11 protein-coding genes are annotated in these 13,025 nt (G+C 66.7%); 6 read left to right on the top strand and 5 right to left on the bottom strand.

What is annotated here, in order from left to right; all coding sequences use genetic code 11:
* Window positions 1-62 precede the first annotated feature (62 nt).
* Window positions 63-353 carry a YcgL domain-containing protein gene (locus PI246_RS15090; RefSeq protein ID WP_320552139.1) on the bottom strand — a complete coding sequence of 97 codons (291 nt, stop codon included), beginning with the start codon at window positions 351-353 and terminating at the stop codon, window positions 63-65.
* Between the two features lie 215 nt (window positions 354-568).
* On the opposite strand from PI246_RS15090, the gene PI246_RS15085 reads away from it, so the two are divergent.
* Window positions 569-1,993: an OmpP1/FadL family transporter gene (locus PI246_RS15085; RefSeq protein ID WP_320552138.1), complete on the top strand. Its 1,425-nt coding sequence runs from the start codon at window positions 569-571 to the stop codon at window positions 1,991-1,993.
* Between the two features lie 241 nt (window positions 1,994-2,234).
* On the opposite strand, the gene PI246_RS15080 is transcribed toward PI246_RS15085, so the two are convergent.
* From PI246_RS15080 to trxA, 3 genes are all read right to left on the bottom strand, one after another.
* Window positions 2,235-3,605: a glutamate--cysteine ligase gene (locus PI246_RS15080; protein WP_320552137.1), complete on the bottom strand. Its 1,371-nt coding sequence runs from the start codon at window positions 3,603-3,605 to the stop codon at window positions 2,235-2,237.
* A gap of 190 nt (window positions 3,606-3,795) precedes the next feature.
* The gene (gene rho, locus PI246_RS15075) at window positions 3,796-5,604 is read right to left on the bottom strand and encodes a transcription termination factor Rho (protein WP_320552136.1); all 1,809 of its coding nucleotides are present in this window, start codon (window positions 5,602-5,604) and stop codon (window positions 3,796-3,798) included.
* 155 nt (window positions 5,605-5,759) lie between these two features.
* On the bottom strand, window positions 5,760-6,086 hold the full coding sequence (trxA, locus tag PI246_RS15070) for a thioredoxin TrxA (protein ID WP_320552135.1): 327 nt from the start codon (window positions 6,084-6,086) through the stop codon (window positions 5,760-5,762).
* Window positions 6,087-6,521: 435 nt separating this feature from the next.
* On the opposite strand from trxA, the gene PI246_RS15065 reads away from it, so the two are divergent.
* The 5 genes from PI246_RS15065 to ung all read left to right on the top strand — a co-directional run bounded on the left by PI246_RS15065 (window position 6,522) and on the right by ung (window position 11,587).
* The gene (locus tag PI246_RS15065) at window positions 6,522-8,243 is read left to right on the top strand and encodes a DEAD/DEAH box helicase (RefSeq protein ID WP_320552134.1); all 1,722 of its coding nucleotides are present in this window, start codon (window positions 6,522-6,524) and stop codon (window positions 8,241-8,243) included.
* A gap of 135 nt (window positions 8,244-8,378) precedes the next feature.
* Window positions 8,379-9,056 (top strand): cell division ATP-binding protein FtsE, encoded by a 678-nt coding sequence (ftsE, locus tag PI246_RS15060; protein ID WP_320552133.1) that lies wholly within the window; start codon window positions 8,379-8,381, stop codon window positions 9,054-9,056.
* Complete coding sequence (gene ftsX, locus PI246_RS15055) at window positions 9,053-10,033, top strand: permease-like cell division protein FtsX (RefSeq protein WP_320552132.1); 981 nt, start codon at window positions 9,053-9,055, stop codon at window positions 10,031-10,033. The genes ftsE and ftsX overlap by 4 nt, the downstream gene beginning before the upstream one ends.
* A gap of 10 nt (window positions 10,034-10,043) precedes the next feature.
* Window positions 10,044-10,886 carry a response regulator gene (locus PI246_RS15050; RefSeq protein WP_320552131.1) on the top strand — a complete coding sequence of 281 codons (843 nt, stop codon included), beginning with the start codon at window positions 10,044-10,046 and terminating at the stop codon, window positions 10,884-10,886.
* The gene (gene ung / locus PI246_RS15045; protein ID WP_320552130.1) at window positions 10,883-11,587 is read left to right on the top strand and encodes a uracil-DNA glycosylase; all 705 of its coding nucleotides are present in this window, start codon (window positions 10,883-10,885) and stop codon (window positions 11,585-11,587) included. The genes PI246_RS15050 and ung overlap by 4 nt, the downstream gene beginning before the upstream one ends.
* 3 nt (window positions 11,588-11,590) lie before the next feature.
* On the opposite strand, the gene PI246_RS15040 is transcribed toward ung, so the two are convergent.
* Window positions 11,591-13,015, bottom strand: a complete 1,425-nt coding sequence (locus tag PI246_RS15040) for a sugar porter family MFS transporter (RefSeq protein WP_320552129.1) — start codon at window positions 13,013-13,015, stop codon at window positions 11,591-11,593.
* Window positions 13,016-13,025 lie beyond the last annotated feature (10 nt).

The raw sequence follows: 13,025 nt of genomic DNA, 5'->3' as shown, positions 1-13,025 counted from the left end.
GCAGACGGTAACGCGGTGTTAACCACGCCTGCACGGTCGGGAAATGCACTGAATCGGCCAGGTCAGGGTCGGACCGGATCGATCTCACGGTGATGGTTGGGAAGGTTGCAGACGCTCAGCGTCTCGTGGGGTGGTGTCTGGAGGTGCCAGCCCTGGTCGCGCAGATTGGTGAGCACTTTCTCAGCATCGTCGAGCGGAAGCTTTCGCTGCGGGGTGAGTTCGACCTCGAGCGCGAAGCGGAGGTCGCCCAGCAGGAGGGCCAACGGCGGTGGGAGGAGGTCGAATCCCTCGCGACGGACGAGCCAGACATAGGTGTCGGGCTTGCGCAGGCTGGCGTAGACGAAGCAGTGCATGACGGCAGGTCTCGCGGCGGCTCGGCATCACACCCTACCAAAATCCTGCGCCTGCGTGCGCACTAACCTGTCGGCGGTTTCGGCTTTGTTGCGACTGCACTTGCAAAAAATACGTCAAGTCCTCCAAAGTTCGTCGCCGGTTTGTTAAACGCGCGTATGAAAACAGATAAGTTTTCCCCGCAGCCGACACCCCACGAAAAAAAGCAGGAGCCCTCATGCAGATGAACGTCCGTATTCGCCCGCTGGCCGTCGCCGCGCTTTCGCTGGCCATCGCCGGCGCGCTGGTGGCTCCCCAGGCCGCCCACGCCAGTGCCTTCCAGCTGAAGGAAAACAGCGCCAAGGCTCTCGGTCGCGCATTCGCCGGTTCGGCCGCCGCGGGCGACGACGCCTCGGTCATCGTCAACAATCCGGCCGCGATGTCGCTGCTGCAGGGCAACGTGTTCCAGGCCGACGTCACCGGCATCAACTTCAGCACCAAGTTCCGCGGCACGGCCACCGATGCCCAGGGTCGCCCGATCAGCGGCGGCAACGGCGGCGACGCGGGCACCACCATCCCGGTGCCGGCGCTGTATTTCGCCACCCAGGTGAGCGACAAGTGGCACCTCGGCCTGGCCGCTACCGCGCCGTTCGGCTTCAAGACGGAGTACGACGGCGACTGGAAGGGCCGCTATAACGCGGTGAAGTCCGACTTCAAGTCGTTCGACATCACTCTTTCGGCCTCCTATGACGTGACCGACGACTTCGCGCTCGGCGTCAGCGCCATCGCGCAGAAGACCAGCGCCGAACTGACCAGCGCCATCAACTACAACTCCGTCGGCCTGGGCCTGATCCAGCGTGCCGCCGCCGCCGGCCAGATCTCGCCGGCCGTGGCCCAGGCGCTGGCCACCCAGTACGCGACCATCGTGCAGCCGGGTAGCGACGGCGTCGCCCGCATCAAGGGCGACGACTGGGCCTACGGCTGGCAGGTCGGCGGCCTGTGGAAGCTGACGCCGAACGATCGCCTCTCGCTCGCCTACCGCAGCAAGATCAAGCACACGCTGGAAGGCACCGGCAACTTCACGATGCCGTCGAACGTGACCGCCGTGCTGTCGAACCCGACCGTGGGCGCTCTGCTGGGCAGCGGCCAGCCGCCGTTTACCCACACCGACGGCCAGGCCGGCTTCACCACGCCTGCCGTGGCGACCGCCAGCTTCTGGCACCAGGACACCAAGTTCGGCCTGGGCTTCGATCTGTCGTGGACCAAGTGGGATTCGTTCAAGGACCTCACGGTCAACTACTCGAACCCGAACCAGCCGCCGACCAGCGAAAACTACAGCTGGCGCAACAGCTACTTCCTGTCGGCCGGCGGCGAGTACTACGCCACCGACCGCCTGACGCTGCGCGCCGGTGTGGCCGTGGACAGCACCCCAACCTACGACGACACCCGTTCGCCGCGCGTGCCGGACTCCACCCGCAAGTGGCTGGCCTTCGGTATCGGCTACAAGGCGACCGAGCGCTTTGAAATCAACGCCGGCTACGCGCACATCTTCGTCAACAAGGCGCATATCGGTGGTGTGAGCAGCGCGACCAACGATCGCCTGGTCGGCGAGAACGACGACAAGGGCAACCTGCTCTCGGTCTCGGCCAAGTATCAGTTCTGATCGATTCACCGATCAGTGCCTGAAAGGAAAAACCTCCCCGGCGACGGGGAGGTTTTTTTTAGGTTCTTCACGGAAGTCCGGGAACCCTCCCGGCGGTCGATCTTGTGGCCAGGTCGATGGTTGATCCCGCGAGCCGTGGCGCTGTGGAGACCTGGTAGCGCCAGAGCGCGTTGCACCTGGGCGTTTGGCGGTGAGACCCTGGTGTCCACCCTCGTGGCTCGGGCAGATCCGCCCGGTGCGATCAGTAGGCGTATTCCCCGAACACGGGATCCACGTTGCCGTTCCACTTGCCGTGGAACAACTCCAGCTTGGTGTCCGCCTGGGTCTTGCCCGATAGCGCCATTTCCAGCAGCGGTTCGAGATAGATCGACTCGTCGGCGCCGCGCGAACTGCGTATGTCGCGCCGCTTCAGGCCGTGCTCGGCGATCTTGAGCGATTCCAGCGCGAGCTCGCGTACGCTGTGACCGCGGAATGGCAGGGCAAGGGCATGCCTGGGCACACCGTCGCGCAGGGCGTGGCGCTCCGTCTTGCTGAAGTCCTTGACCAGGTCCCAGGCCGCGTCCAGGGCCACGTCGTCGTACAGCAGGCCGACCCAGTAGGCGGGCAGGGCGCAGAGTTGGTTCCACGGGCTGGCGTCGGCGCCACGCATTTCCAGGTATTGCTTCAGGCGCACCTCGGGGAACGCAGTGGTGAGGTGGTCAGCCCAGTCCTTCATATTGGCCCGCACGCCGGGCAGCGCCGCGAGCTCACCGCGCATGAAGGCTTTGAAGTCCTGCCCGGACAGATCGACATAGCGACCGTCGCGGTAGCTGAAATACATGGGTACGTCGAGGATGTAGTCGACATAGCGCTCGTAGCCGAAACCGTCCTCGAAGACGAAATCGAGCATGCCGGTGCGGTCGGCGTCGGTGTCCGTCCACACGTGGGAGCGATACGACTTGAAGCCGTTCGGCTGGCCCTCGGTGAAGGGTGAGTTGGCGAAGAGCGCGGTGGCGATCGGCTGCAGGGCCAATGCTACGCGGAATTTCTTCACCATGTCCGCTTCGGTCGCGTAGTCGAGGTTGACCTGCACCGTGCAGGTACGGGTCATCATATCCAGGCCCAGCGAGCCGACCTTGGGCATGTACTCGCGCATGATCTTGTAGCGGCCCTTGGGCATCCACGGCATCTGGTCGCGGCGCCACTTGGGCTGGAAGCCCATGCCGAGAAAGCCGATGCCGAACGCGTCGGCCACCGAGCGCACTTCCTGGAGGTGGGTGCTGACCTCGTCGCAGGTCTGGTGGATGGACTCCAGAGGCGCCCCGGAGAGCTCCAGCTGGCCGGCGGGTTCGAGGGTGATGTTGGCCATGCCCTTGGTCAGGGCCACCGGCGTGTCGCCCTCGCGGGCGATATCCCACCCATAGCGCTCGGCCAGCCCTTCCAGGATGGCCCGGATGCCCGGACGCGCGCCTTCGAACGGCGGAGGCGTGAGGTCGTCGGTGTAGAAGCCGAATTTCTCGTGCTCGGTGCCGATCCGCCACCGCTCGCGCGGCTTTTCCCCCTCGGCGAGATAGGCGACGAGGTCGTGACGGTCGCCGATGGGCGTGCTCTTGGCGGCGCTGGGAATGGACACGGAACTTCCTTGGCATGGATCGGCGGGGCCGGAGCCGCACAGATGGGGGCGCGCGCGGGCAAGCAAAAGTGTGGCGAGCGTACCAAATGCAGCGTGTGAACCATGGCAAAGGAACGGGGCGTCGAAAAGCGGAAGGCCGCCCGATGGGGCGGCCTTCCGTCTCGTTCGCTGGGCGGACCGGGTGTGCCGGTCAGCGCTTCATCGAATTGAAGAACTCGTCGTTGGACTTGGTGTTCTTCATCTTGTCGAGCATGAACTCCATCGCGGCCAGCTCATCCATCGGGTGGAGAAGCTTGCGCAGGATCCAGATCTTGGCGAGCAGGTCGGGGTCGATCAGGAGGTCTTCGCGGCGGGTGCCCGAGCGATTGATGTCGATCGCGGGGTAGACGCGCTTCTCGGAAATGCGGCGGGAAAGGTGCACTTCCATGTTGCCGGTGCCCTTGAACTCCTCGTAGATCACCTCGTCCATCTTCGAGCCGGTATCCGTCAGCGCCGTGGCGATGATGGTGAGGCTGCCGCCTTCTTCCACGTTGCGCGCCGCGCCGAAGAAGCGCTTGGGACGCTGCAGGGCGTTGGCGTCGACACCGCCGGTAAGCACCTTGCCGGAGCTGGGCACCACGGTGTTGTAGGCGCGGGCGAGGCGGGTGATGGAGTCGAGCAGGATCACGACGTCCTTCTTGTGCTCGACAAGACGCTTGGCGCGCTCGATCACCATTTCGGCGACCTGCACGTGGCGCACGGCCGGCTCGTCGAAGGTGGAGCTGATCACCTCGGCGCGCACCGTGCGGGCGATTTCCGTGACTTCTTCCGGACGCTCGTCGATCAGTAGCATGATCAGGTGCACGTCGGGATGGTTGTACTGGATGGCCTGGGCGATGTTCTGCAGCATCATCGTCTTACCCGACTTGGGCTGGGAGACGATGAGGCCGCGCTGCCCGCGGCCGATCGGCGCGACGAGGTCGAGGATGCGGCCGGTGATGTCCTCGGTGGACCCATTGCCGCGCTCGAGCTTGAACGCCTTGCGCGGGAACAGCGGGGTGAGGTTTTCGAACAGCAGCTTGTTCTTCGACGCCTCCGGCGGATCGCCGTTGATGTCGTCGACCTTGAGCATGGCGAAATAGCGCTCGCCTTCCTTCGGGTGGCGCACGCGTCCGGTGATGTAGTCGCCCGTACGCAGGTTGAAGCGGCGGATCTGGCTGGGCGACACGTAGATGTCGTCAGGGCCGGCCAGGTAGGACTCGTCGGCCGAGCGCAGGAAGCCGAAGCCGTCCTGGAGGATCTCGAGCACGCCCTCGGCCCAGATGCCGCCGCCGGAGCGGGCGTGGGCCTTGAGAATGTTGAAGACGACGTCCTGCTTGCGCTGGCGGGCCACGCCCTCGCGGATGCCGAGGGACTCGGCGAATTCCAGGAGCTGGATCGAATTCTTGCGCTTGAGCTCGGTCAGGTTGATCAGGCGATCGTTGCTGCCGGCGTCGGCGTTCTCGTCGTCGTCGACGGGATAGCCGTTGTTGTTGCGCGGGTGCTGGTAATTGCCGTTATTGCCGCCGTTGCCGTTTCCGCCCTGGCGCTGCTGGTTGCGCTCGTTGCGACGACGACGGCCGCGACCTTCGCGCTGGTCGTTATTGTTGTTGCTGTTGTTATTGCGGTTGGCGTTCGGGCCCTGGCCCGGATTCTGGCCACCCTGGCCCTGCTGCGGCGACGGCGCCTGCGGATTGGGGTTATGGGCCGCCTGCGGGTTGGGCAGGCTGGGCAGCGGCGCGTAGGGCTGCGGCGGCGCGGTGGGCTGGGACGCCTCGCCCTGCGGAGCCAAGGCAGGCTTGGCGCTTAGTGGCAGTTCGCTCTGCGGCGCGGGTGCCGAGGCCTTCACGGGAGCCGGGGTCTCGACCGCGGGCGCCTCGGCGGCGGGTGCCTTGCGGCGGGTGCGCGGACGCGGTTCGGTCGCAGGCGTATCGCCGGCGCCCTTGGCGTCGATGGAGTCTTTCGTTTCGATATCAGACACGGGCAAACCTCACGGGGCGCCGTTGGAAGAAGAATGGGAAGGGGTTCGCAGCGAGGGGGACAAGGGGTGTCCCGGCGAACCCCTAGAGCCTAGCATCGCGTGAGGCGCATCGTAAAGCGCCCCACGCGGCGGCTGGGGTAACGCGTGAAGAGAGGTCAGATCGACTTTTCGATGAGCTGGGCGAGCTGGCTCTTGCCGACGGCGCCGATCTGGGTGCCGGCGACCTGGCCGCCCTTGAACACCATCAGCGTCGGGATGCCGCGGATGCCGTACTGGCGCGGCGTCTGCTGGTTTTCGTCGATGTTGATCTTCACGATCTTCACCTTGCCCTCGTATTCGCTCGCGAGCTGGTCCAGGACCGGCGCGATCGACTTGCACGGACCGCACCACTCCGCCCAGAAATCGAGGAGGACGGGGGTATCCGATTCGAGGACGTCCTTCGAGAAAGCGGCGTCGGTGGTATGGGTGATCTTGTCGCTCACCGTGGTCTCCAGGGGAAAGTAAAGGGGAAAAAAGGCGGGTTGACGACCCTGGCGCCGGCATCGGCTACACTAAGGCGCCCCCAGTCATGGGTCGAACCGGAACGGAAGGTCGTGGCGATAGACGCCCATGGCCCTCATTCCAACCGAACTAGGGGCGCGATTCAAGCGATTCAAGCGGCCGGCGGATGGTTTCCGTTGACATAGGTAAACCGGTTCACGCAGCCGGTTCACCTATGCCAGCGGAAGCCGTCGGACCGGCGCACACCGCCTCCGGCCACCGTGCGCCGGGTGTTTCGACAGGCCGCCGGCACTGGCAACCGGCCGCTCCCGACTCTCCCGTGACGCCGGCCGGAATTCCCTCCGTCCCGTGGTGCTAGCACGCCGCCGGGATGGCGCCGCATCCCGCGGCGCAAGCTTCCAGGCCTTCATCACACCATGTCCGAAACCGTTCTCACCGACGTCTTCTACGAAAACCTCGATCTTCATCCGCTGCTCAAGCAGGGCCTGGCCGCCGCCGGCATCACCCGCTGCACGCCCATCCAGGCCCTTACCCTCCCGGTGGCGCTCACCGGTCGCGACGTCGCCGGCCAGGCCCAGACGGGCACCGGCAAGACCTTCGCCTTCCTCGTCGCCCTGATCGACCGCCTGCTGAAAAACCCCGCCCACGCCGACCGCAAGGACACCGATCCACGCGCCCTGGTGATCGCGCCCACGCGCGAACTGGCGATCCAGATCGAGAAGGATTTCCGCACCATCGGCAAGGGCATCGGCCTGCGCAGCGCGCTTATCTACGGCGGCGTCGACTACGACAAGCAGCGCCAGCAGCTGCGCGACGGGTGCGACATCATCATCGCCACCCCCGGCCGCCTGCTCGACTACCACAAGCAGAACGTCTTCGGCTTCGGCAGCGTCGAGGTGATGGTCATCGACGAAGCCGATCGCATGTTCGACCTCGGCTTCATCAAGGACGTGCGCTTCATCTTCCGGCGCCTCCCGGCCCGCGAGCAGCGCCAGGTGCTGCTGTTCTCCGCGACCCTGAGCCACCGCGTGCTCGAACTGGCCTACGAGCACATGCATGAGGCCGAAAAGCTCGTCGTTGAGACCGAAAACGTCACGGCCGACCGCGTGCGCCAGGTGATCTATTTTCCCTCCAAGGAAGAAAAGATGCCCTTGCTGCTCAACCTGCTCGAAGAGAGCAAGGCCGAGCGCAGCATCATCTTCGTCAATACCAAGGCTGCGGCCGAGCGCATCACCGACCGCCTGAAGCGGCACAACTTCCGCGTCGGCGCCATTTCCGGCGACGTGCCCCAGGTCAAGCGCCAGAAGCTGCTACAGCGCTTCCAGAACGGCGAGATCGACATGCTCGTGGCCACCGACGTGGCGGCCCGCGGTCTGCACATCCCGGCCGTGAGCCACGTCTTCAACTACGACCTGCCGCAGGATGCCGAAGACTACGTCCATCGCATCGGCCGCACGGCCCGCCTCGGTGCGGAGGGCGACGCGATCAGTTTCGCCTGCGACCTCTACGCGATGGGCCTGCCGGACATCGAGACCTACATCAACCAGAAGATCCCTACCGCCTCGATCGAGGCCCGGATGCTGGTGATGCCGGCGCCGCGCCCTCGCGCCGACGGCGTGCAGGACGAGATCGACGATCCCAACGACACGGGTGGCCACGTGCCCACCCGTGGCGCGCCGCCGGAGAAGGGCGGTCGCGGTGGCCCGCGCGGTGGCCGCGGTCCGCGGTCCGGCGAGCGCTCGGGTGAGCGCGCCGGCAGCCGCGAGCGCACGCCGCGTCCGCCGCGAGCCGACGCCCCCGCGCCGACCGAGGTGCCGGTGAAGACCGTGGTGGTAGCCGAGACGGTGTCCGGCCTTTCGGCCGCCGCCGACGCGATGGCCGCCGAATCGGCCCCGAAGAAGCGGCGTCGCCGCCGTGGCGGCCGCGGTCGTGGGCAGCGCGAGGGTGCCGAAGGCGCCACGGTCGCCCCGACGCCGCGTCCGCAGGGCGAGGCGAAGGCTTCCCCGGCCGCCGCCGCGCAGCGTCCGTCGCGCCAGGTCGCCGCGACGCGTCCGGCCAACGCGCCGACGCCGACCGCTCCGACGAAAGAAAAGGTCGGTTTCTTCCGCCGCCTGGGCCGGCTGTTCGGCGGTCGGTGATCCGGTAGCGGAGGGCGTCCGCGCCACCGGCTTTTCGCGTGCCTTGCGCGCGAAAAGCCCCGGTGCGATGCCACTCCCGCAAAACCCCACGCCATCCCGTATCCTTGGACCCTTCACGGGCCAACGGGTAGTGCGGTGATCGGTTTCGATCTGGTGAGCAAACGATACGAGGGCGACCATCAGGCCCTTACCGACGTGTCGTTCCAGGTGGGGGCGGGCGAGATGGCCTTCGTCACCGGTCATTCGGGCGCCGGCAAGAGCACGTTGCTCAAGCTGCTGGCCATGATCGAGCGTCCCACCAACGGCGTGGTCACCCTCGATGGCCAGAAGCTCAACACCGTCCGCTCGTCCGACATACCCCGCCTGCGCCGCAAGCTCGGCATGGTCTTCCAGGACCATCGCCTGCTGCTGGACCGCAGCGTGTTCGCCAACGTCGAACTGCCCCTGGTGATCGCCGGCGTGTCGCCCGCCGACCGCGGTCGGCGCGTGCGCGCCGCCCTGGAGAAAGTCGGCCTGCTCAGTTACGAAAAGCAGCTGCCCTCGGCGCTCTCCACCGGTGAGCAGCAACGGGTCGGCATCGCCCGCGCGATCGTCGCCAAGCCCGCCGTGCTCATCGCCGACGAGCCCACCGGCAACCTCGATCCGCAACTGGCCCTGGAAATCATGAGCCTGTTCGCGGAGTTCCAGCAGGTCGGCACCGCCGTCCTCGTCGCCAGCCACGATCTCATGCTGATCAAGCGAATGAAGAAACGCGTCGTCGTCCTCGATCACGGCAAGCTGGTGGCCGACGTGCCCGCGACGGAGGTCCTGTGAACGCCGTCCGCGAACCCCGCCGCGCCCCCGAGCCGGACAAGACCCGCCGAAGCGGCCCGCACAAGGTCGGCGCCTGGCGCGAACACCACGCCTGGAGCCTGTCGATCAGCCTGCGCCGGCTCGGCGCCCGTCCGCTGGGCACGTTGCTCACCGTCGCGGTGATGGGCGTGGCCCTCGCCCTGCCGCTCGCCTTTTACCTGCTGCTCGGCAACGTGCAGCGCATGGGAGAGGCTCTGGGGCGCAACCAGACCATCAGCGTGTTCATGAAGCCCGGGCAGAACGCCGGCATGGCCGAAACCGCGGCCTCGGCGCTGCGCGGTCGTCCCGAGGTCGACGAGATCGCCGTGCGCACCCCGAAGGACGGCCTCGACGAACTGGCCGAAGTGCAGGGCTTTTCGGGCGCGCTGCAGTCGCTGGATGCCAATCCGCTGCCGTTCGTGTTGTCGGTCAAGCCCCGGGCGGGGCTGACCGCCGACGAGGTCGCCCGCCTGGTCGACGCGATGAAGAACACCCCTGGCGTCGACATGGTGCAGGACACCGGTTCATGGCGACAGCGCCTCGATGCCCTGCTGGGCGTCGGCACGCGAGCGGTGACCCTACTCGCCCTGCTGCTCGGCATCGCGGCCCTGTTGGTGGTGGGCAACACCATTCGTGTGGACATCATGAGCCGCAGCGAAGAAATCGGTGTGCTGCTGCTGATCGGCGCGAGCCGGCCCTTCGTCCGTCGGCCTTATCTGTATGCGGGCGCGTGGTTGGGTTTCCTGGCCGGCGTGTTCGCCGTGGTGCTGGCCGTGGTGCTCGAACTGGCCATGGCCGGCCCGATCGGGCGGCTCACGGCCGCCTACGACGGAAGCGTGAGTTTCGGGGGCTTGCCGGCCTGGTTGCTGCTGGCCGTGCCGTTTACGTCGGCCGTGCTCGGCTGGGTCGGGGCGCGTCTGGTGAGCGCCCACCTGATCCACCGCATGGCGTCAGCCTGAGGGAGGGCGCATGGCCGCCGACATCCACGTGAACACGAACAAGGGCGCGACGCCGCGCATCCTGGTGGTCGATGGATCGAAGGTGGTGCGCCAGTTGATTTCCCGGGTGGTGCTGGCCGAGGTGCCCGAGGTGGACATCGTCGGCGTCGCCACGGGCGCGGAGGCGCAGGGTGAGTTGCAGCGTGGCGTGTTCGACGTCGTCACCATCGCCCTGCGGCTGTCCGACATGGATGGCCTGGAACTGGCGCGCTACGTTCGCGAGTCGGCTCCCCAGATCTACATGCCCATCGTGGTGGTGTCCGGCGACGTGGAGTCGCGTCTGCAACGTCGCGAGATGGGGGAGTACGTCACCGATTACTTCGACAAGTCGCTCGGTTTTGAGGCCCTGGGTGAATTCATCCGCGGCTACGTCGCCCCGGAGGGCGGTGCCGAAGGCGAGGTGCTCTACGTCGAAGACAGCCGTGTGGTAGCCCTGGCCACGCGCCGCATGATGGAAAAATACGGCCTGACCGTGCATCACGTGATCAGTGCCGAAGAGGCGCTCGCCCATCTTCGCGTGGCGCGCGGCCGGGGCGACGTCGGCGCCGACGTGGTACTCACCGACGTCAGCCTCAAGGGCGAGCTGACCGGCGGCGACCTCGTCGAACGCATCCGCAACGAGTTCGGCTACGGCAAGGGCCGGCTGCCGGTGCTCGTCATGACCGGCGATGAAAACCCGGCCAACCAGGCGGCGCTGCTGCGGACCGGCGCCAACGACCTGGTGGTCAAGCCCGTGGAAGAAAAACTCCTGATCACCAAGCTGCTGTTCCAACTGCGCGTCGCGCGGCACGTGCGCGAAAGGACCCACGCATGAACGACCGCGTCCGGCTGGAGCCGTCGTGGAAAGAACGCATCGGCGCCTACCTCGACCGGCCCCCGATGCAGGCCCTGTCGCATTTCCTGCGGGAGGAGAAAGCGAAGGGCAAGGTCATCTACCCGCCGGGGCCGGAGATCTTCAACGCCTTTACGCACACGCCGTTCGACCGGGTGCGCGTGGTCATCCTCGGCCAGGACCCCTACCACGGTCCAAACCAGGCGCATGGCTTGAGTTTTTCGGTGCGGCCGGGCGTGCGCGTGCCGCCGTCGCTGCAGAACATGTTCAAGGAAATCCACGACAGCCTCGGCATCGCGCCGCCCGACCATGGCTGCCTCACGCCATGGGCCGATCGTGGCGTGTTGCTGCTCAACGCCGTGCTCACGGTGGAGGCGGGCCTGGCCGCGTCGCACCAGGGCAAAGGCTGGGAGGGTTTCACGGACGCGGCCATCGACTCGCTCAACCGCGAACGCGAGGGGCTGGTCTTCCTGCTGTGGGGCAGCCATGCACAGAAAAAAGGGCAGCTCATCGACGGCACGCGGCACTGCGTGCTGCGCAGCGTGCATCCATCGCCGTTGTCGGCGCATCGCGGCTTCATGGGCTGCGGGCACTTCGCCAGGGCCAACGCTTACCTGGTCTCGCGCGGCGAACCGCCGATCGACTGGTCGCTGCCGCGCCGGGCCGACTTGCCGCACGTGTAGGCGTCAGCGCGTCGGCGCGAGCCGCTTCCGCTGGTACGGATAAAAGCGATGTTCGCGCAACTCGTGTTCGATCTCTTCCAGGCTCTTGCCCATCGTCTCGGGCACGAGGAAGTAGATGAACACCAGTGAGCCCAGCGAAATCACGGCATAGAGCCAGAACGTGTGCGTCGCGCCCAGCCAGGTCACCAGCGAGAGCGTGGTGAGCGTCACCGCCAGGTCGAAGATCCAGTGGCTGAACGCGCCCAGGCTCGCGCCCTTGCCGCGTACGAACAGGGGGTAGACCTCCGCGTTGACCAGCCAGATGCACACGCCGAAACCGCCGCAGTTGAGCATCATGTAGGCGGCCAGGCAGCCCACCGTCACCCAGCGGCTGACGTCGTTCGTGGGGCCCTGGCCCTGGAACAGCCAGCCCATCACGACCAGGGCCACGATGGAGCCGGGGATCATCCAAAGCAGGTAGGTGCGTCGGCCGATGCGGTCGACGAGTACGCTGCCGATCACCGTCATGATCACCACCAGCACGGTGCTCGCGCCGGTGCCCAGCACGGCGGCCTGGTCGGAGAAGCCCGCCTTGGTGAGGATGGTGGGCGCGTAGTAGATGAGCGCGTTGTTGCCGGTGATCTGCGAGAACATCGAAATGCCCGCGCCGACGATCACCGCGGGACGGATCCACGGCTTGGCGAGATCCTTCCAGTGGCCGGTCGGTTCTTTCTGCGCCACGGTCTGGATCTCGGCGACCTCCGCCCGCGCGGCCGCGGCGTTGCCGCGCACCCGTTCGAGCACGCGCAGGGCTTCATCCTTGCGCTGCTCGGCAACGAGCCAGCGCGGGCTCTCCGGGAGAAATGCCATGCCGCCCAGCAGCACCACCGCCGGCACCACGCCGAGCCCGAACATCCAGCGCCAGTGCTCGCCGAGCGCGAAGCCGGTGAAATAGGCCACCGTGATGCCGAACACCACCATGAACTGGAAAAGCACCACCATCTTGCCGCGGTGCTTCGGCGGGGCCACCTCGGCGATGTACACCGGAATGATCTGGGTGGAACTGCCCGCGGACAGGCCGAGCACGAAGCGGGCGGCGATCAGCCAGCCCACGCTCGGCGCCAGGGCCGAGGCGATCGAGCCGATGGCGAAGATCGTGCCCACGAAGATCACCATGCGCCGGCGCCCCAGCCGGTCGGAGAACGGCCCCGTGGCGAGGCAGCCGAACAGCGCGCCGAAGATGATCGCACCGGTGACCAACTGCTTGGTGGTGTCGTCGAGGGCGAACTGCCGCCCCAGGCCGAGCAGGGCCACGCCGATCACGCCGGTGTCGTAGCCGAAAAGAAGGCCGCCGAGGGCCGCGATCACCGCGATGCCGACGACGATGCCGGTGGAGGCCGGGGCGGAAGCGGCGGAAGCCGCCGATGGGTCTGGAGTTACCGCGTGCATGCAAGGCTCC

The sequence above is a fragment of the Luteibacter sahnii genome (assembly GCF_034063545.1).
In the GTDB taxonomy this organism is placed as follows: Bacteria; Pseudomonadota; Gammaproteobacteria; order Xanthomonadales; family Rhodanobacteraceae; genus Luteibacter; species Luteibacter sahnii.
The sequence above is the reverse complement of the archived record's forward strand: the minus strand, read 5'-3'. Positions and strand labels throughout refer to the sequence as shown.